The organism is Williamsia sp. Y712 (genome assembly GCF_059445525.1).
This window is the reverse complement of the sequence record NZ_JCAIUN010000004.1, coordinates 667,831-685,893: the sequence shown is the minus strand read 5'-3', so window position 1 is coordinate 685,893 and position 18,063 is coordinate 667,831. Positions and strand designations below refer to the sequence as shown.

The following is an 18,063-nucleotide window of genomic DNA, read 5'->3' as shown; positions in this document are numbered from 1 at the left end:
GCGCCACTGATTTTTCACAGCTTGGGCGATGGCGGGGTGTGCCGGTGCCGTGAGTGAGGGCCGGGACCTAGTGTTGAGCGATGAGCCAAACCGTGTTGATCACCGGTGCATCGAGCGGGATCGGTGCCGAAGTCGCCCGTCAGATGGTTGCCCGCGGACTGACCGTGATGGGTACCAGCCGCAGGCCCGGCGCCATCGAGAATCCGATCCCCGGTGTCACCTACCTCGAACTCGACCAGAATGACCCGGCCAGTATTGCGCGCTGCGCGGAGCAGGCCGGCGCCGTCGACATCCTGATCAACAACGCAGGCGAATCGCAGATGGGCCCACTCGAGGACACCCCGATGGAGGCCATCGAAAAGCTGTTCGCGACCAATGTTCTCGGGCCGATCGCGCTGACCAAGGCGCTTCTGCCGGGTATGCGGGAACGCAGGCGCGGCACCATCGTGATGGTCGGGTCGATGCTCTCGAGTTTCCCGCTGGCCTTTCGGTCGTCGTATGGCGCCACGAAGTCGGCGCTCAAGGCCTTCGCGGACGGCAGTCGCCGTGAGCTCGCGCCGTTCGGGATCGCGATCTGCACCGTGGAGCCGGGGACCATCGCCACCGGTATCGGCGACCGGCGTGGGTACTTCATCTCCGACAATTCGCCCTATCGCGGCGACTACGACACCGTCGCCGCAGCCACCCGCCGCAACGAAGATGCCGGTCTGACCGTCGGGCCGATGGCCGAAGTGGTCGTCGAGGCGGCGCTGTCGAAGGACCCGAAGCCGCTGTACGCCAAGGGGAACCGCGCACCGATCGTATTCGCACTGCGTCGCGTCCTGCCGCGTCGGACGATCGGCGACATCACCGGCAGATTCCATGGACTTTCGAAGGCCAGGCCCTGAGGACATGCGGAAGCTACTGGTCATCGGCATCGGGCCGGGCGATCCACGTCAGATCACCATCGAGGCCATCGACGCGATGAAATCCGTCGACACATTTTTTGTCCTCGACAAAGCCCCCGAGCGTGGTGTTGCGGTCAAACAGTCCCTCGTGGGCCTGCGTCGGGAGATCTGCGACCGTTACCTCGACGGGGAGTACCGGTTCGTCGAGGTCCCCGATCCGCCGCGTGACCGACGTCCGGACGACTACGCCGCCGAGGTCCGTCGCTGGCACGACGCCCGCGCCGACCTCATCGAGCAGGCCCTGACCGACGAACTGGGCGAGGACGGTGTCGGGGGAATCCTGGTCTGGGGTGATCCGGCGCTGTATGACAGCACCTTGCGCATCGTCGACACCATCGTCGCGCGCGGACGCCTGGACCTCGACCACAGCGTGATCCCGGGCATCACGAGTTTTGCGTCGTTGACCGCCGCGCACAAGATCCTGCTCAACCGCATCGGTGAGCCCATCCACATCACCACCGGCCGCCGGCTGGCCGACACCCCGGCGGGGGTGGCGACCAATCAGGTGGTGATGCTCGACGCGGATTGCACATTCCTGCAGACGGCAGCGCCCGACGATCACATCTGGTGGGGCGCCTATGTGGGCACACCCGATCAGATCCTGATCTCCGGCACCGTCGGTGCGGTCGGTGAGCAGATCCGCGACACCCGCAACTCCGCCCGAGCGCACCACGGCTGGATCATGGACATCTACCTGCTCCGCAAACCCCGATGATGTGGTCTTTTGGCGAACAAAAGCCCAGGTCGGCACCGCCAAAAGGGCACACTATCGGGCGGGGCTAGGCGATTTCGGCGAGTGCGGACAGGATCGGGTCGCGGAGTTCGGAGCGGCAGATGACAAAGTCGGGCATGAACGGACTGCGGCGGTTGTATTCGAGCTCGGTGCCGTCGATGCGGCTGCAATGCAGCCCGGCGGCCTGAGCGACCCCGACCGGCGCGCAGTTGTCCCATTCGTACTGCCCACCGGCATGGACGTAGGCATCGGCATCGCCGCGGACGACGGCCATCGCCTTGGCGCCTGCCGAACCGATCGGAATCATGTCGAGTCCGAGTCGCTGTGAGACGTGGCCGGACTCGTAAGAGGCCCAACCCCGCGAGGCAACCATTCGGCCGGTCAATTCGCCGTCGACCGTCGGCACGGTATCGGTGGTGTACACCTCGCCGATTGCCGGCAGCGAGACCGCGCAGTCGGCCGGTTGACCATCGATCGTCAGGGCGATGTGGACCGCCCAGTCGTCGCGGCCCGAGGCGAACTCGCGGGTGCCGTCGAGCGGGTCGATGATCCAGACCCGGTCGGAGGTGAGCCGCCGACCGTTGTCGGTGGCCTCTTCCGAGAGCACCGCGTCAGCCGGTCGGTGCTGTGAGAGAACCGCACCGATCCAGGCCTGTGCCATTGCATCGCCGACATCACCGAGCAGATATCCGCCGAGCAAATGCTGATACCGGATGTCCACCAGGATCTTCCCGGCGCCTTCGGCCAACATTCTGGCCAACTCGGCGTCGGTCACCGAACCACTGGAGCGCATCTGGTTACTAGAACATACTGTCCTCATGCCGGAGTTACCTGAGGTGCAGGCCATCGCCGACTACGTCGACGGCCGGGCTACCGGATTTCCGATTCGTCGTGTCGACGTGGCATCGCTGGCGGTGCTCAAAACCGCCGACCCGCCGTACACCGCGCTGGCGGGCAGAACCATCGAGTCGGTGACCAGGATCGGAAAGTACCTGGTCATCACCACAGCTGGACCGAGCGACAGTGCCGATGACGGCCCGATCCATCTGATCATCCATCTGTCGCGGGCCGGATGGCTGCGGTGGTCGGACAACCTGTCACCGGCTCCGCCGCGTCCGGGCGGCAAGGGACCGATCGCCTTGCGCGTGCACTGCGGGCTGCCCGGTGAAGGTTTCGACGTCACAGAGGCCGGTACCCAGAAACGCCTGGCGGTGTGGATCGTCCGCGATCCCGCCGAGGTCGAACGGATCAAGACACTCGGTCCTGATGTGTTGTCACTGAGCCGGGACGAACTGGCCGCGTTGCTGAAAACCTCGGGGGCGCGGATCAAGACGGTACTGACCGACCAGCGGATCCTCTCGGGTGTGGGCAACGCCTACAGCGACGAGATCCTGCACACCGCCAAGTTGTCGCCCTTCGCGACGTCGAAAACCCTGACCCCCGACCAGGTCGATGCGCTGTACTCGGCCATCGGTGAGGTCCTGCGAGGCGCAATCGGGCGGCTCGAAGGCCAGGAGGTGGCGAAGCTGAAGGGGGAGAAGCGGTCTGGTCTGCGTGTCCATGCACGCACCGGTCTACCCTGCCCGATCTGCGGTGACACCGTGCGCGAGGTCTCGTTCACCGACAGGTCCTTCCAGTATTGCCCGACCTGCCAGACCGGCGGAAAGGTCCTGGCCGATCGCCGGATGTCGAGATTGCTCAAGTGAGCACAGATCCGCTTCCGGCGGGCTTGCAGCTCAACCAGATCCAGTTCATGGCCACCCACAACTCGTCACACCGGATGATGCCGCCCGACGAGCGATTCGGATGGCTGATGGGGTCGGACCTGGATTCATACCGCTACGAACATCTTCCGCTCGATCAGCAACTCGGCGATCAGCACGTGCGGGGGATCGAGCTGGACCTCTATCCCGATCCCGACGGCGGACGGTATATGCGTCCGTTGGCACGCAGGTGGCGCGGCCGGGGACCACGCCCCGAACCGCTCTGGCGCCTGCCCGGGTTCAAGGTGATGCACGCACCGGACGCCGACTACCGGACCGGTTGCCCGACGATGCGCGGTGCGCTGCAGACCGTGAAGCTCTGGTCGGATGCACATCCCGGGCATGTGCCGGTGGTGATCCAACTCGAGCTCAAGGCGTCGTGGCCCTGGGCGCTGCTGTTGCGGGGTGCCCGGGTGCCGCGTTGGTCGCCGGCGATACTCGACGCACTCGACGCCGAGATCCATTCGGTGTTCGGTGAGGCGTCACTGTTGACTCCTGACCGAATCCGTGGCGCCGCACCGACGTTGGAGCGCGCTGTGCTGGAATCGGGCTGGCCGCGGGTGGACGACGTCCGTGGAACGGTGCTGTTCTTCTTGGACTACGGCGACCAGGATTACATCCGCGACAACTACCGCATCGGACGGCCGAGCCTGCAAGGCCGGGTGGCATTCACGACTCCACCTCCCGGACAATCCGATTCGGCGTTCATCATGCACAACGATCCTCGCGGACAGGGGTTCTTGCGGATCCGTGAGCTGGTGAACCGCGGATATCTGGTCCGGACCCGATCCGATGACCCGGTGTCGACCGCGAAGGCCGATGAGCACCGTCGGCCACAGCTGGCGTTGGCTTCGGGTGCGCACATGATCAGCACCGACTTCCCGGTGCCGGGCCTGGCGTTTCGGTGGGGCGACGGCACGTTTGTGTCCCGGCTGCCGGGTGGGTCTGCGGTGCGACCGAATCCGGTGACGACGTGGTCCGACGCCGGAGGGTAGGTTGCCTGCCATGAGCCGCAACAAGATCTTGATCACCGGTGCCAGTTCGGGGCTGGGCGAGGGCATGGCCAAAACCTATGCGGCACAGGGCCGCGCGCTGGCGCTGTGCGCGCGGCGGGTCGATCGTCTCGACGAGTTGAAGTCCGAGCTCGGCGCGCAGGCCTCGCAGATCGCGGTGGCCGGCCTCGATGTGACCGACGTCGACACCGTTCCGGTCGTTTTCGATGCTCTGCGTGACGAACTCGGTGGCCTCGACAGGGTGATCGTGAACGCCGGCCTGGGCAAGGGCGCACCGATCGGAACCGGCAAAGCTCACGCCAACCTCGAAACGGTACAGACCAATCTGATCGGCGCCCTGGCACAGATCGAGGCCGCGATGGAGATCTTCCGGGCGCAGAACTCCGGACATCTGGTGCTGATCAGTTCGATGAGTGCGGTGCACGGGCTCCCGAAGGCCCAGGCCGCCTATTCGGCGTCCAAGGCCGGACTGTCGGCGCTGGGAGAAGGCCTGCAGGCAGAGCTGGTCGGTTCGCCCATCAAGGTCAGCGTGATCCTGCCCGGCTACATCGCCACCGACATCAACAACGGGGTGAAATCGAAGATGATGACCGATCGGGAGGCCGGGGTGGCGGCGCTGGTCGCGGCCATCGAGTCAGAACGCAGTCGGGCCGTGGTGCCGCGCTGGCCGTGGACCGCAGTCGACCTGGCGCTACGCCACCTGCCGGCTGCCATCACTCGTCGAATGGTCTGATCGGCGCCTGCGCACCGTCGCCGGGAAGCCGGTGTTCACGGTTAATGAGCGGTCTGCGGCGGGCATCGAAAAGTCCTCTGGCACAGACCACTCGAACTCGCGAAGCATGCGGTGCAGGACCGTGAGTACTTCCATCCGGGCAAAGTTCATACCGAGGCACTTGTGTACACCGCCGCCGAACGGCATCCACGCCATCCGATGTCTGCCTGCATCGCGTTCGGACATGCTGAAACGGTCGGGATCGAAGTGCGTGGGGTCGGGCCACACGTCGTCGATACGATGGTTTGCCCCCACCAGGACAACCACAAACGTGCCCCGCGGGATGTGGTGCCCGCACAGTTCGGTGTCCTTCACCGCTGCGCGCGGCAGTACCGGGACCGGCGGTCGAAGCCGGATCGCCTCCTTCATGACGCGTTCTGCCAGTGGCATCGATGTCAGATCGTCGTAGGTGATGGTCTCCGGCAATGCCTCGACCTCGGTCCGTACCCGGGCGCGCCATTCGGGGCTTTTGGCCAGCTCGAAAGCGGTGGCGGTGAGCGCGATGGTTGCCGTGTCGTGAGCCGCAAAGATCATGAAGATCATGTGGTCGATCACCGCGGCGTCGCTCAGTCGATGACCGTCCACCTCAGCGCGGCACAGTTCGGACATCAGGTCGTCCCCACCTGCTGACCGTTTCATGGAGACGAGATCGCCGAAGAACTTCTCGAGCCGGCGGCGGGCCGTCAGGCCACGACTGAACCGAAGCCCCGGGACCGGGAGGCGGAGCAGCGCGCCGCCCGCCTCGATCAGATCGACACAGGCGCGGTTGAGCTTGGTCGCCTCGGCGCGGTCGAGTTCAACGCCCGCGAACACTTCGAGGGCGATGTCCAACGTGAGATTCTTGAACTCCGTCCGAAGGTCGACGGCCGGGCCGACCGGAAGTTCCTGGATCGACTGACGCACCTTTGCCTCGACGTGCCGGTGGTAGACAGCGAGTCGGTCCGCGGTGAACGCCTGTTGCATGATCCGACGGTCCCGGTGATGCTCCTCGAAGTCCATCAACAGAACTCCTCGCCGGAAGAATCTACCCAACGCGAACTCGTAGACGGGTTCGTTCGAGAACGCCTTGTCGCGATTGAGTGTCAGTTCTTCTGCTGCGGCCGGACCCTGCGCCACCACGACCTTGCGGCGCAGTGCGCTGGTCAGAGCGATGTCGCCGTAGTCGCGACGCAGCGAAGCGGCAAGATCTGCCGGGCGGCGGACCAGTTTCACCGTTGAGATCAGCGGCAGGTTTCGCGGACCCCGGACCGCGCGCAACCCGGTGTCGGGAGGTGGCGTTGACAAGACTTTGCTCATGATCGTTCCTTCGATGTGGTGGGTTGCCGTATCTGCCGATGCCAATCGGTAGGGGGGTTCGATGATCCGGTCGTCAAGGTCCGGCCCAAGTACGCTGGAACCGGCGTAGGTCAGCCCGGAGGAGGCCCGATAGTGCGTGTTCTCGTGGTCGAGGATGACGTTCGCGCGGCCGAGACTGTCCGGCGGATGCTGGTCAGTGACGGCTGGAGTGTGGTCATCGCGCGGGACGGCGCCGAGGGGTTGTGGCAGGGCACCGAGCATGCCTTCGATGTGATCGTGCTCGACATCATGCTTCCGAAGCTGAATGGCTATCAGGTCATAAAAAAGTTGCGCGGCGGAGGAGTATGGACCCCCGTTCTGATGCTCTCGGCGAAGGATGGCGAGTACGACCAGGCCGAGGCGCTCGACTACGGGGCCGACGACTATCTGGTCAAGCCGTTCTCCGTGGTTGTCCTCAAGGCTCGATTGCGAGCACTGTTGCGACGTGGCGTCCGGGAAAGACCCGCGGTGTTGTCCGCGGGCTCGCTGCGTCTGAACCCGTCCGATCATGGCGTACACCGCGATGACACTCCGATCAAATTGACCCCCCGGGAGTACTCGGTTCTCGAATTCTTGATGCGCAACAAGGGGCGGGTTGTCACCAAAACCGAGATCATGCAGGCGATCTGGGATGAGAACTACGACGGCGATGTGAATATCGTCGAGGTGTACATCCGATATCTCCGAAAACGGATCGATATCCCGTTCGGTGCCAACTCAATTCAGACGATCCGGGGTGCCGGTTACTGTCTGGCCGACGGCTAGTGCATCGGGATGGTCGGCACCGTGGGCAGGTTCGTCCGCAGGCGGCACCGTTGTCTCGGTTCTGATGGTCATCGTGAAGCAGGCCCCACCTCCCGGGGCCTCGCTGACCGTGATGGTCCCGCCGTGTGCACGGGCGATCTCCATCGCGATCGGTAGTCCCAGACCCGACCCGACCTGGTGGCGGCCACGATCGAGTTCGTGTCGGTAAAATCGGTCGAAGATCTTGTCCTGAACCGCTTTCGGGACACCGGGTCCATCATCGCTGACCTCGATGATCGCGGTGGATTGATCTGTGTCCTTGCGCATTCTGATGGTGATCGTCGACGTTGCGTAGTGGGCGGCGTTGTCGGTGAGATTGCGGATCGCCCGTTGCAATTTGCCCGCGTCGCCGATGACCCGGATCGGCGTCACGTCGGCGATCACCTTTGCCAGACCGAGCGACCGGAGTCGTTGGACTTCTGAACCGACGATGTCGTCGAGGTCCACCTCGTCGACGGTCAGCGGGATGCCGCGTTCGTCGGCGCGGGCGAGCAGCAGCAGGTCGGCCACCATGGTGTTCATCCGCTGGGCTTCGGGCAACAGGATCGTTCGTACCGTCTCGACATCGATCGGTGAATCGGTGTCGTCGGCCAGGTCGAGGATGCCGACCAGGGTGGTCAGCGGCGAGCGCAACTCATGAGAGGCGTCCCCGACGAACTCGAGCTGGCTGGCCCGGCTCTTTTCGAGGCGGTCGAGCATGGTGTTCATGGTGACCGCCAACGTGGTCACCTCGTCGTCGGTCGAGGGAACCGGAACGCGGCGGCTCAGGTCAGAACTGGTGATCGCCGAAACCTGCTTGGTGATGCGGGCGACCGGGGCCAGGGCGCGACCGACGAAGAAATAGATGGCCGCTCCCGCGATCAGGATCACGATCGGGAATTCGACGGCCAGGATGGCCGCGGTACTCAGTAGAGCCGACGCATATGCCTGTGTGGAGACCACCGTGATGACGCTGTAGTCGATCCCGTCAAACCGGGCACCGGTGATCTGCCCGCAGTACGTGCCGGATCGGCCGGGTATGTCGACGTTGTCGATCCGCTGGGTGTTCCACCATCCCGGGGTCACCGTTGAGATCGGTTCCTGGGTGGCACCTGGGCTGGTCGCCACCACGACACCGTTCTGGTCGACAACCTGAATGATGTCGATACCTGTTGTCGCGGAGAGGAGGTCAGGATCCACGGAGGGCAAACCGCCCTCGTTGATCTGATCTGCGATGTCGTACGACCGGGTGCCGGTGGATTCGTACATCTCGCGGTCCTGGTACCGCTGCAACATGTACAGCATGATCACTGCACCGACGAACATCGCGATGGCAACGATGCACGTCGCCACAATCGTGGAGCGCACGCGCACTCCCTGATTGCGGCGGAACATCGCGCGGACACTGCATGTCCTGGCCATCGGCTCCGCCTTTCGAACTGTTGCTGCGGGCTGTTTCAAGAGTATGTCGGTCGTTCGGTAGATACCAGGGGACGCTTTCAGGAGCCTTTCAGGCCGACGGGCGCAGGGTTGCCTCATGACAGATCTCAAGCCCGCGAAGGCAACGGTTGCCGACGTGATCATCCGAAGGCTCGGTGTCATCGGTGTCGATCGGATATTCGGCGTACATGGTGCCAACATCGAAGACCTGTATGCGGCGGCACTGGCCGATTCGGACATGAAACCCGTTGTGGCAAAACATGAGTTCTCGGCGGGAACAATGGCTGACGGTGCTGCACGGATAACCGGGAAACCGGCGGCGGTGATGACCACCTCCGGCGGCGGTGCCATGAATGTGGTTGCCGCGTTGGCAGAGGCCTACGACAGTCGGGTGCCGGTGCTGGCGCTGATCGGCTCGGCTCCCACGGTGCTGGAGGGCCATGGCGGATTCCAGGACATGCTCAGTCCGCCCGAGACCATCGACGCCAGGGCGATCTTCTCGGCCGTGACCGGATTGTGTCTGAAAATCGATGCGCCACAGCAGATCCATGCCGCTCTCAATTCGGCCGAAGAAACACTCGCGGCCAATCTGCCGGTCGCACTGATCATCCCGAAGGATGTTCAGAGTTCTCTGGTCGTCGACCGGCCAAGGCTTCGATGTGTTCGCGACCGCACTGTTGCCCCGATCGCGGAACTGGAGGAGGTGGCCGCGACGCTGTCCGAAGCGCGCGGCGCCGTGACTGTCCTGGCAGGTGAGGAGGCATCTCGGCAACAGATCGGAGACGATCTGGCCGACCTGGTCGCAGCGACGGAGGGAGTCCTTGCTGCCACGCCCGGTGGTCGGGACGTCCTGGAACCAGGCGTGCCGACGGTGGGTTTGACCGGCGTGATGGGGCACCCGTCGGCAGCGTCCGCGGTCGCGAGATCCGCTGTCTTGCTCGTGTTGGGAAGCCGGTTGAGCCTGACCGACCGCGCGGGCCTGGACACCGGCGACACCATCGTCATCCACCTCGGTGCCGAATCACCGAGTATCGATGTGGACACCCATGTCCGGATCACAGATCTACGGTGGGCGATTCAGGTGATCACGAAGAACATCGACATCGCACGCGCGGTATCGAGGACGATCGTGCCCGGCATCGAGGCTTTGCCGACCCCGGCGCGAGTGCTGCCGGGGGACACCGACTCGCTCACCTCTATACAGGTCATTCAGACCATTGGAGACCGTATACCGGAGGATTTCAACATCTTTGCCGATGCCGGCAACGTCGGGGCGGCAGCCATCCATCACCTGCCGGTTGGCGGCCACGGACGATTTGTCGTCGCGCTGGGCATGGGTGGCATGGGCTATGCCTTCGGCGCGGCGATCGGCGCCGCGATGGTCACCGGCCGCCGTTCGGTGGTCCTCGCCGGGGACGGCGCATTCTTCATGCACGGCATGGAGATCCACACCGCGATCGAACACCGGTTGCCGCTGACCGTGGTCCTGTTCAACAACGATGCCCACGGCATGTGTGTGACAAGGGAACAGCTCTTCTTCCCGGGTACCCCGAGCATCAACCGATTCCGTCCCACCGATTTCGAGGCCGGACTCTCGATGATGTTCCCCTCGTTGAACGTCAGTGGCGCCCGGTCGCGCACCGATCTGCTCGCCGTTGCCGACGCCGCCTTCGACGGAGACGGTCCGCATTGTCTTGTGGTGCAGACCGATCCGGACGAACTTCCGCCTTTTGCCCCATTTCTTGCCGCCCGTACGACTCTCGAGGAGAACCGATGACCGTCACCCTGCCCGCGCTCGAAGATCTCGGACACAGTGCCGACGACCTCCCTGGCCTGCACCGGATAGAGACCCACGACCGGAAGAAGGCCACCCCGATCATCCTGGACATGCTCAGGTCGGTGTACCCGCATGATCAGGTGTTCGGTGAGTTCTGCCCGGTTCAGGCCTATGTCGACGCACCGCCACGCGATCTGTTCGACTGGCTGTCCGATACCAGGTCGCTGGAAGAGTGGACCTACAGTCTGCGTGGCTTCACGCCCACCGACGAACCGGGCCTGTGGATCTCGAAAGACCGCCTCGGCGAGGACACCAAGTGCTTCACCCGCACCGTCTCCAACGCCGACGCCATGACCGTCGACTATCACTGTGCCTGGGACCAGGGGGAACACCTGTGGATGATCTACCTGATGCGGGTGGTCGACGCGCAGGTGGTGCTGAACAAGCCGGGGTCGGTGGTGTTGTGGAACAACTGCAAACACCCGTTCTACGACAACAACCCCTATCCGGAGACGGCCCCACCGGAGCGTCCGGTCTGGGTGGGTGACTTCTGGGACATGTTCTCCGCCGGACACCAACTCGAGATGGACAACCTCAAAGCGATCGCCGAATACCGCAGCCATCACGGACTGCCGATCAAGCCGGAATGGATGAGCCGATGAATTCTCCGACGATCTCCCTGGTTGACGTTGCCAGTTACCTGCCCGAGAACCGCGTCCCGGCAGCCTATTTCGCGCAGTATGCCGAATCCGATGATCTGGCAGACAATCTCATGTTCCGGGCACCGGCGTATCGGCATCATGCGGCACCGGATGAGACCTCGGCCGAGATGATCGAACGCGCGATGGCCGGCCTGCTGGACCGGCACGGCTCCGAGGTCCTCGACGACGTCGACATCCTCATCACGCACAGTCAGCTACCCGAACTGCCGGTGGTGGGGTGTGGCGGTGAGGTCTCGCACCGGCTCGGCATCAAACCGGAATGGGTGATCGACGTCCACAACGGCGGATGCGCATCATTCATGCACATGATGAAGATGGCGCAGCAACTGATGATCGCCTCGGGGGCACGAAAAGCGTTGATAGCCAATGCCCAGAACAGCGCGGGCCAGGTATTCGTACAGGATCAGGTACGCGGCAAACCACAGGCGTCGATACCCGGTGACGGTTCGAGCGTGGCACTCCTCGAGATGAGCGATGCCTCTCCGATCCTGGCCACCACCTGCCGCTCGTACGGCGAGTACGCGGGTGACATGACGTCGGTGGCCTATCCGCAACGCAAGTACTGGGAGGCAGGCCCGGGTCAGGTCCATATCGGATTCACCGAGACCAAGATCGCCAAGGTGCTGGCGCGCGGCAATCGGCTGGTCCCGGAGGTCGCCTACGATGTGGCCGACAAGATCGGTGTCGCGACCAGAGACATCGACTGGTTCGTCACCAATCAGCCCAACCGGATCTTCCTGCGTAACTGGCGCGATGCCCTGGAACTGCCTGCGGAACGTCATCCGGACACCTTCGACGAGTGCGGCAATCTGTTCGGCGTCGGGGTGCCGCTGACCCTGGACACCGCGATCACAGACGGCCGGATCCGGCCCGGCGACATCGTGCTGATGGCAGCATTCGCCCATGCCGGCGACTACGCGGGCGCCACAGCGATCCGATGGGGTGGGCGATGACTGCACTGATCCCGCTGAACCTCAACGAAAGTCCGTATCCACCACTGCCCAGCGTGGCCGCAGCCCTGCACGAGTGTGTCAACAGCGCCAACCGATATCCCGAGTTCATCCCGGACACCCTGCGTTCGCAGGTCGCTGACCATCTCGGGGTTCCCGGCGACTGGGTCAGTATCGGAGCCGGCGCCACCGGATTGGCTTATCAAGTGCTGCAGGCATTTTGCCCGCCAGGTGGGCGGATGGTGTCCGCGACACCAACCTTTGACGGCTATCCGATCCTGGCGGACCTGGCCGGGGTGCATGTAGACGCGGTACCGCTGCGCGCCGATGGCGGCACAGACCTGCGGGCCATGGCGGCAGCGATCAGGCCGCAGACCCAGGTGGTGGTGCTGTGCTCACCTCACAACCCCACCGGATCGGTCATCGATGAGCCCGCCCTGCACGCCTTCCTGCGTCGGGTGCCGAAAGATGTTGTGGTGATCCTTGATCAGGCCTACTTCGAGTTCGCCGATTACACGCCGGATCTGCACCTACTGCTACTCCATCATCCGAATGTCATCGTGCTGCGCACCTTTTCCAAGGCACACGGACTCGCTGCCCTGCGGGTCGGCTATGCGGTCGGCAGTGCCCAGCTCATCACGAAGGTGCGCCGTTTCGAAGTGCCGTTCGCCGTCGGGTCCGCGGCCGCACTTGCCGTGCCCGCGGCGCTGGCCGCCACTGATGCGCTCCGGCAACGGGTCCGGTCCGTCCGCGAGGAACGAATTCGTTTGCAGGCGAACCTGACCGATATCGGGATCACGAGTCTGCCGAGCCAGGCGAACCATGTGTTCGTGCCATCGGAGCGACCGCAGGACCTGGCCACCGACCTGCGGTGCGGTGGTGTCGCGGCGAAGGTGTGTGCGGTTCCCGGTGCGCTGCGAGGTGTGCGGATCACCGTCGGTGACCGGGCCGCGACGGATTCGGTCGTCGCGGCGCTGATCGAGGAGCAGTCGGTCAGTGCGTGATGCGCGGGCGTTTGTGATCTGAACGCTGTCACAGAAGAAGTAGGCTGGCACGCATGGCAAAAGATGATGGCGAGGTCCACGGACGCGGTGCGTTCCAGTTGTACGGATACGACATGCAGGTCAGGATGAGTGACCTGCTGTCCGACATCTTCGGACGTGAGGACATCACCTGCTACGCAGGCGATTGGCGCGGCATCCTGTACTTCACCCTCGACGACGAACCCGGTGTCGATCCGCAGCAGGTGTTCGGCTTTGATCCGTCGACCGGCGAGAGCGGAGAACTGGCGACGCTGTCGGAGGTGATGGCGGCCGTCGACAACGGTGACATCGTCGAAGCCGTGGACGGCGCGGGATTCGAGGCCTGGCTCGCCGAGACCGGCCACAAGGAACTTCCGATGGGAACCTGCGCGCCCACACTCGAACTCGAGTTCATCGGGGGTGCGTCGGATGTGCGGGTCAGTGAACCTCGCGACATCGTGACCCACGTGGCGTTGGCCGCCGTGATCATGGGCCGTCTCGAAGTGCTCGGTGTCGAACCCGGCGATCCGATCCCGGACGAGCTGTACGACGAGGCGCGCTGGAACTGAGGCCTATTCGCCGGTTTGCGCTCCGCCGCTCGCCATCGCGGAAGGACCGAACTCCCTGCCACTGGGGTAGGGCAGCCGAATGTTGTTGGCCTCGTACGCTGCCAAGATCTCCTTTCGGATTCGTCGCTGCAGCGACCACTGGGCGTTCGGCCGGGTCTTGAGCAGGATGCGCAGGGTGACCATGTCGGCCGAGATGTCCTGAACACCCAGCATTTCGGGAGGTCCGAGGACGTCATCGGCAACCGCGTCGTCGGCCACCACCTGCCGCGCTGCTTCGAGGGCGACTTCCTGCGCACGCTCGAGGTCGACGTTGTGGGCCACCGGGATCTCGATCCGTGCCACGGCGTAGTCCTGGCTCATGTTGCCGACACGGATGATCTCGCCGTTGCGGACGTACCAGAGCGTTCCGTCGATGTCACGAATGGTGGTGACCCGCAGACCGACCGATTCGACCTCGCCGATCGCCTCACCGAGGTCGACGACGTCACCGACGCCGTATTGGTCTTCGAGCAGCATGAACACGCCGGATACGAAGTCTTTCACCAAGTTCTGGGCACCGAAACCGACGGCGAGGCCGACCAGCCCGGCGGAGGCCAGGAACGGCGCGATGTTGACCTGCAGAACGCTCAGGCAGGTCAACACCACCCAGACCAGGATCAGGATCGAGGCTGTCGACTTGAGGACCGATCCGATGGTCTCGGCGCGCTGCTGACGGCGCTGGGCCACTTTGGGGTCGCGCAGCGACTTGGGTGTCCGTTCCCGCAGGTGTCGCAACAGTGCCGGCTGTGCGCGAGCATTGCCCGAATCCGCCGATGGACGCCGCGTGGCCCGATTGATCAGTCGGTGCACGACGTACCGGGCAACCAGTCCGACAGCGATATAGATCACAATCCGGATCGGGTTCTCGATGAGCCAAAGACGGTTCGTCTCAGTCCATTCGAACGCGGTGGTGGAGTTCGCCAGAGTGCTCAGGGGTTGGGCAGTCATTCACTCGACCGTACGTACTTTGTGTCAGCTGTCCACCGCTGTGATGCAAACCCCGTGGTCGGCTACCAATGGGTGGCGGACAGTTCCCAGTGTCCGAGAGCTTTGTTGATCAATTCATGTAGATCTTCGCTGGTTGCAACTGCCGGGTCCGGGATCGCAAGGGCGATGGTCATCACTCCGCCGGACAGCGCGGCCCAACCGGCAACGGAGGTCCGCGTCATCTGCGTGGCCTGGGCGCAGAGCCTCGGATGCACCGAGCGGGCAGCGATCACCCGGCCACGATGACCGGCGAGCATCGACAGGATGCCGTCGAGTTCACCGAGGTTGGAAGCCAGGCCATCTCGCGAACCCGGGTCGGGGACGATGGCATGCGCGGCGCGGTGCCCGATGACCTGCAAGAGCTCGGCAGGCATGCCTGCAGGCGGTCCCAGCCCGGAGCCATCACCAGCCGCGGCATAGCCTGCACGTGCCCGCCGCCGCAGCAACGGCAGATCCTGACATTCGTCGATCGAGGTGATGCCGATCGAGGCGGTGGTCAAAGAGTTTGCCTCGTCGCCGCCTTGGGCAACCGGAAGTGAGAGTTCGATGGGCCCGAAACCCCGGATCTGCAGTACGAGTTCACCGATCAAAGACGTGAACAGAGTGTTCGATGTGCCGCCATGCGCTGCGGCAGCAGTTGTCCAGGCCTCGGCGTCCACCGAGAAGATGGCGGTCGGTTCCCGCCACTGCGGGGTTCCGGAGGCTTTGGAAGGTCCGGTCGGAGAGCGTTTGGCCGCAGCGAACAGCTCGGCGCGCTGCTCGCGATCGTGGCAGCCCTTCCACAGACTCCGAGCGACCCCGCCGATCACGGTTCGAAGCTGCGACGCCGCGTCCCGGAGGTCGTCGGCGAGCGTGGGTGAGGGGGAGTGGGGCAACTCGGGAGGCTCTCCTGCCGTGAGCTTTTCGCCTGCAGCAATCCCGGCGGCAGTCAGCAGCGTCCTGGCGTCGGCGACTACATGCGAGCAGACCAGCGAGACCACACTGCCGCCCTGCTCGAGCCGGGCCACCGACAACTCCCACACCGGACCCGAACCGATGTCGAGGTCGGTGTTGCCACGTTCGTCCGCCCAGGCGGTGATGGTTCCCGGAGCCAGCGACCGCGGCTCTTCGTGGACCGGTGCCACGGTGGCATCGGATGCAAAGACGTTGCGGGCAGGCCAGATCCGGGGACGGACCACTCTGCGGGTCAGCGGTCCCATCGCCAACGCACGATGGGCAGGCTCGAGATCGGCGGCGGTGACAACCGTGTCGAATCGCCACAGTCCTTGCATGTAGAGGGGAAGGCCCATGCCCTGATGGGTCCGCCAGAAGATGTCATCTGATACCCCGAGTCGCTCGCTCCGGACACCGAGTCGCTCGCTCCGGACACCGAGTCGCTCGCTCCTGACGCCCGCCCGTCGTGCGCGGGCGGTACCGATGGGCCTTCCCCTGCGCTTCATGCCTGTCGGCCGCGATGAGTCCGATACCAGCGCAGCAGCGAATCGGTGGACGAATCATCCTGAGCCTGTGGCGAATCGGCTTCGGTGATCACCTTCAGCAACTCGGAGGCCTGGGTCTTCCCCAGTTCGACACCCCACTGATCGAAGCTGTTGATGCCCCAGATCGCGCCTTCGACGAATACCTGATGTTCGTACAGTGCGATCAACTGGCCGACAACCGACGGGGTGAGCTTGGGTGCCAGGATCGACGTCGACGGCCGGTTGCCCGGCATCACCTTGTGCGCGACCACATGTGGGTCGACGCCCTCAGCCGCCACCTCGTCCGCGGTTTTGCCGAATGCCAGCACCTTGGTCTGCGCAAAGAAGTTGCTCATCAACAAATCGTGCATGCTGCCGGTGCCGTCGGCTGTCGGTAGATCATCGGTGGGCTCGGCAAAACCGATGAAGTCGGCCGGGATCATCCGGGTGCCCTGGTGCAGCAGCTGATAGAAGGCGTGCTGCCCGTTGGTACCCGGCTCACCCCAGAAGATCTCACCGGTATCGGTGGTGACGTGGTGGCCCTCGATGTCGACCGACTTGCCGTTCGACTCCATCGTCAACTGCTGCAGATAGGCGGGGAAACGCGACAGGTCGTTCGAGTACGGCAGGACAGCACGCGATGCGGTGTCCCAGAAGTTGGAGTACCACAACCCGATCAGGCCCAGGAGTACCGGAGCGTTCTGATGCAGTGGCGCGGTGAGGAAGTGGTGATCGACGATGTTGAATCCGTGGAGGAACTCGGCGAAGGACTCTTTGCCGATCGCCGCCATCACCGACAGACCGATGGCCGAATCCACCGAATACCGACCGCCCACCCAGTCCCAGAAGCCGAACATGTTGGCGGTATCGATCCCGAACTCGGAGACCTTCTCGGCGTTGGTGCTCACCGCGACAAAGTGTTTGGCGACGGCGTCGGGTCCGGCACCCAACTTCTCGAGGAGCCAGGCCCGCGCCGCGGAGGCGTTGGTGAGCGTCTCGAGGGTGCTGAACGTCTTCGACGCGACGATGAACAGCGTTGTCTCGGCGTCGAGTCCATCGAGTGCGGCCACCAGGTCGGCGGGGTCGACGTTGGAGACGAACTCGCAGCGGATGTCGGTGTCGACGTAGTGGCGCAGCGCTTTGTAGACCATCACCGGACCGAGGTCGGAACCACCGATACCGATGTTCACCACGGTTTTGATCGACTTCCCGGTGTGGCCCTTCCATTCACCGGACCGCAGCTTGTCGGTGAACTCACCCATCGCGTCCAGGACCGCGTGGACGTCGGCCACCACGTCTTGGCCGTCGACCTTCAGGGTCGCGTCGCGGGGGAGTCGCAGTGCGGTGTGCAAGACCGCGCGGTCCTCAGAGGTGTTGATGTGCTCGCCCCAGAACATCGCGTCGCGCTTCTCGGTGACCCCGGTCTGGCGGGCCAGATCCAGCAACAGGCCCAGGGTTTCGCGCAGCACCCGATGCTTGGAGTAGTCGATGTGGAGATCTCCGACGTCGACGGTGAGATCGGTTCCGCGCGTGGGGTCGACGGCAAAGATCTCCCGCAGATGCATTGCGTACACATGTGGCTGATGCGCAGACAGTTCTTGCCAGGGCTGTGACCCGGTCAAATCGAACTTTCGGTTTGGCTCAGTCGGAACGCTGGTCATCGTGACAGCCCCTTCATCGGTGGTGCGAATGTGTTTCTTCACTGCCGTACCTCGACCATCAGCCTAGTCAGACGGTCCATCTCGGGTGGCAAC

17 protein-coding genes are annotated in these 18,063 nt (G+C 64.1%); 11 read left to right on the top strand and 6 right to left on the bottom strand.

Annotated features, from left to right (window positions below; genetic code table 11):
* Positions 1-80 precede the first annotated feature (80 nt).
* Positions 81-887, top strand: a complete 807-nt coding sequence (locus tag AC1D75_RS26340; RefSeq protein WP_495518256.1) for an SDR family oxidoreductase — start codon at positions 81-83, stop codon at positions 885-887.
* 4 nt (positions 888-891) lie between these two features.
* A complete protein-coding gene (gene cobF, locus AC1D75_RS26335; RefSeq protein WP_495518255.1) occupies positions 892-1,662 on the top strand; it encodes a precorrin-6A synthase (deacetylating) in 771 nt (256 codons plus the stop codon).
* 64 nt (positions 1,663-1,726) lie between these two features.
* On the opposite strand, the gene AC1D75_RS26330 is transcribed toward cobF, so the two are convergent.
* Positions 1,727-2,473, bottom strand: coding sequence for a 3'(2'),5'-bisphosphate nucleotidase CysQ (locus AC1D75_RS26330; protein ID WP_495518254.1), 747 nt, complete (start codon positions 2,471-2,473; stop codon positions 1,727-1,729).
* A 25-nt stretch (positions 2,474-2,498) separates the two neighbouring features.
* On the opposite strand from AC1D75_RS26330, the gene AC1D75_RS26325 reads away from it, so the two are divergent.
* Genes AC1D75_RS26325 through AC1D75_RS26315 form a run of 3 tightly spaced genes read left to right on the top strand, consistent with a single transcriptional unit; the run spans position 2,499 to position 5,189 of the window.
* On the top strand, positions 2,499-3,386 hold the full coding sequence (locus tag AC1D75_RS26325) for an Fpg/Nei family DNA glycosylase (RefSeq protein ID WP_495518253.1): 888 nt from the start codon (positions 2,499-2,501) through the stop codon (positions 3,384-3,386).
* Entirely contained in the window at positions 3,383-4,438 is a 1,056-nt protein-coding gene (locus AC1D75_RS26320) for a Ca2+-dependent phosphoinositide-specific phospholipase C (RefSeq protein ID WP_495518252.1), read from the top strand. The genes AC1D75_RS26325 and AC1D75_RS26320 overlap by 4 nt, the downstream gene beginning before the upstream one ends.
* A 10-nt stretch (positions 4,439-4,448) precedes the next feature.
* Positions 4,449-5,189, top strand: coding sequence for an SDR family oxidoreductase (locus AC1D75_RS26315; protein ID WP_495518251.1), 741 nt, complete (start codon positions 4,449-4,451; stop codon positions 5,187-5,189).
* Here the strand turns inward: AC1D75_RS26315 and AC1D75_RS26310 are convergent.
* On the bottom strand, positions 5,148-6,524 hold the full coding sequence (locus tag AC1D75_RS26310) for a cytochrome P450 (RefSeq protein WP_495518250.1): 1,377 nt from the start codon (positions 6,522-6,524) through the stop codon (positions 5,148-5,150). The genes AC1D75_RS26315 and AC1D75_RS26310 overlap by 42 nt on opposite strands.
* A gap of 132 nt (positions 6,525-6,656) precedes the next feature.
* Here AC1D75_RS26310 and AC1D75_RS26305 point away from each other — a divergent pair, with 132 nt between their 5' ends.
* Positions 6,657-7,328 (top strand): response regulator transcription factor, encoded by a 672-nt coding sequence (locus AC1D75_RS26305; RefSeq protein WP_495518249.1) that lies wholly within the window; start codon positions 6,657-6,659, stop codon positions 7,326-7,328.
* Here AC1D75_RS26305 and AC1D75_RS26300 read toward each other — a convergent pair.
* Positions 7,281-8,714, bottom strand: coding sequence for a sensor histidine kinase (locus AC1D75_RS26300; protein ID WP_495518248.1), 1,434 nt, complete (start codon positions 8,712-8,714; stop codon positions 7,281-7,283). The two genes, AC1D75_RS26305 and AC1D75_RS26300, sit on opposite strands and share 48 nt — an antisense overlap.
* A gap of 169 nt (positions 8,715-8,883) precedes the next feature.
* Between AC1D75_RS26300 and AC1D75_RS26295 the strand changes: the two genes are divergently transcribed.
* From AC1D75_RS26295 to AC1D75_RS26275, 5 genes are read left to right on the top strand one after another with little or no spacing between them, the layout of a single operon-like run.
* The gene (locus AC1D75_RS26295; protein ID WP_495518247.1) at positions 8,884-10,563 is read left to right on the top strand and encodes a thiamine pyrophosphate-binding protein; all 1,680 of its coding nucleotides are present in this window, start codon (positions 8,884-8,886) and stop codon (positions 10,561-10,563) included.
* On the top strand, positions 10,560-11,225 hold the full coding sequence (locus tag AC1D75_RS26290) for an SRPBCC family protein (protein WP_495518246.1): 666 nt from the start codon (positions 10,560-10,562) through the stop codon (positions 11,223-11,225). Before AC1D75_RS26295 ends, AC1D75_RS26290 begins: the two co-directional genes overlap by 4 nt.
* On the top strand, positions 11,222-12,238 hold the full coding sequence (locus tag AC1D75_RS26285; RefSeq protein WP_495518245.1) for a 3-oxoacyl-ACP synthase III family protein: 1,017 nt from the start codon (positions 11,222-11,224) through the stop codon (positions 12,236-12,238). Before AC1D75_RS26290 ends, AC1D75_RS26285 begins: the two co-directional genes overlap by 4 nt.
* The gene (locus AC1D75_RS26280) at positions 12,235-13,239 is read left to right on the top strand and encodes a pyridoxal phosphate-dependent aminotransferase (protein WP_495518244.1); all 1,005 of its coding nucleotides are present in this window, start codon (positions 12,235-12,237) and stop codon (positions 13,237-13,239) included. Before AC1D75_RS26285 ends, AC1D75_RS26280 begins: the two co-directional genes overlap by 4 nt.
* A gap of 53 nt (positions 13,240-13,292) precedes the next feature.
* Entirely contained in the window at positions 13,293-13,826 is a 534-nt protein-coding gene (locus AC1D75_RS26275) for a hypothetical protein (protein WP_495518243.1), read from the top strand.
* 3 nt (positions 13,827-13,829) lie between these two features.
* On the opposite strand, the gene AC1D75_RS26270 is transcribed toward AC1D75_RS26275, so the two are convergent.
* From AC1D75_RS26270 to pgi, 3 genes are all read right to left on the bottom strand, one after another.
* Positions 13,830-14,813, bottom strand: a complete 984-nt coding sequence (locus AC1D75_RS26270; protein ID WP_495518242.1) for a mechanosensitive ion channel family protein — start codon at positions 14,811-14,813, stop codon at positions 13,830-13,832.
* A gap of 62 nt (positions 14,814-14,875) precedes the next feature.
* Positions 14,876-16,291 carry a hypothetical protein gene (locus AC1D75_RS26265; RefSeq protein WP_495518241.1) on the bottom strand — a complete coding sequence of 472 codons (1,416 nt, stop codon included), beginning with the start codon at positions 16,289-16,291 and terminating at the stop codon, positions 14,876-14,878.
* The gene (gene pgi, locus AC1D75_RS26260; protein ID WP_495518240.1) at positions 16,288-17,970 is read right to left on the bottom strand and encodes a glucose-6-phosphate isomerase; all 1,683 of its coding nucleotides are present in this window, start codon (positions 17,968-17,970) and stop codon (positions 16,288-16,290) included. Before pgi ends, AC1D75_RS26265 begins: the two co-directional genes overlap by 4 nt.
* Positions 17,971-18,063: the final 93 nt, after the last annotated feature.

Excerpts from the sequence above, each read along its gene's own strand:
- AC1D75_RS26340 (WP_495518256.1), top strand. The coding sequence starts at position 81 with ATGAGCCAAACCGTGTTGATCACCGGTGCATCGAGCGGGATCGGTGCC.
- cobF (WP_495518255.1), top strand. The coding sequence starts at position 892 with ATGCGGAAGCTACTGGTCATCGGCATCGGGCCGGGCGATCCACGTCAG.
- AC1D75_RS26330 (WP_495518254.1), bottom strand. The coding sequence starts at position 2,473 with ATGCGCTCCAGTGGTTCGGTGACCGACGCCGAGTTGGCCAGAATGTTG.
- AC1D75_RS26325 (WP_495518253.1), top strand. The coding sequence starts at position 2,499 with ATGCCGGAGTTACCTGAGGTGCAGGCCATCGCCGACTACGTCGACGGC.
- AC1D75_RS26315 (WP_495518251.1), top strand. The coding sequence starts at position 4,449 with ATGAGCCGCAACAAGATCTTGATCACCGGTGCCAGTTCGGGGCTGGGC.
- AC1D75_RS26310 (WP_495518250.1), bottom strand. The coding sequence starts at position 6,524 with ATGAGCAAAGTCTTGTCAACGCCACCTCCCGACACCGGGTTGCGCGCG.
- AC1D75_RS26295 (WP_495518247.1), top strand. The coding sequence starts at position 8,884 with ATGACAGATCTCAAGCCCGCGAAGGCAACGGTTGCCGACGTGATCATC.
- AC1D75_RS26290 (WP_495518246.1), top strand. The coding sequence starts at position 10,560 with ATGACCGTCACCCTGCCCGCGCTCGAAGATCTCGGACACAGTGCCGAC.
- AC1D75_RS26285 (WP_495518245.1), top strand. The coding sequence starts at position 11,222 with ATGAATTCTCCGACGATCTCCCTGGTTGACGTTGCCAGTTACCTGCCC.
- AC1D75_RS26280 (WP_495518244.1), top strand. The coding sequence starts at position 12,235 with ATGACTGCACTGATCCCGCTGAACCTCAACGAAAGTCCGTATCCACCA.
- AC1D75_RS26275 (WP_495518243.1), top strand. The coding sequence starts at position 13,293 with ATGGCAAAAGATGATGGCGAGGTCCACGGACGCGGTGCGTTCCAGTTG.
- AC1D75_RS26270 (WP_495518242.1), bottom strand. The coding sequence starts at position 14,813 with ATGACTGCCCAACCCCTGAGCACTCTGGCGAACTCCACCACCGCGTTC.
- AC1D75_RS26265 (WP_495518241.1), bottom strand. The coding sequence starts at position 16,291 with ATGAAGCGCAGGGGAAGGCCCATCGGTACCGCCCGCGCACGACGGGCG.
- pgi (WP_495518240.1), bottom strand. The coding sequence starts at position 17,970 with ATGACCAGCGTTCCGACTGAGCCAAACCGAAAGTTCGATTTGACCGGG.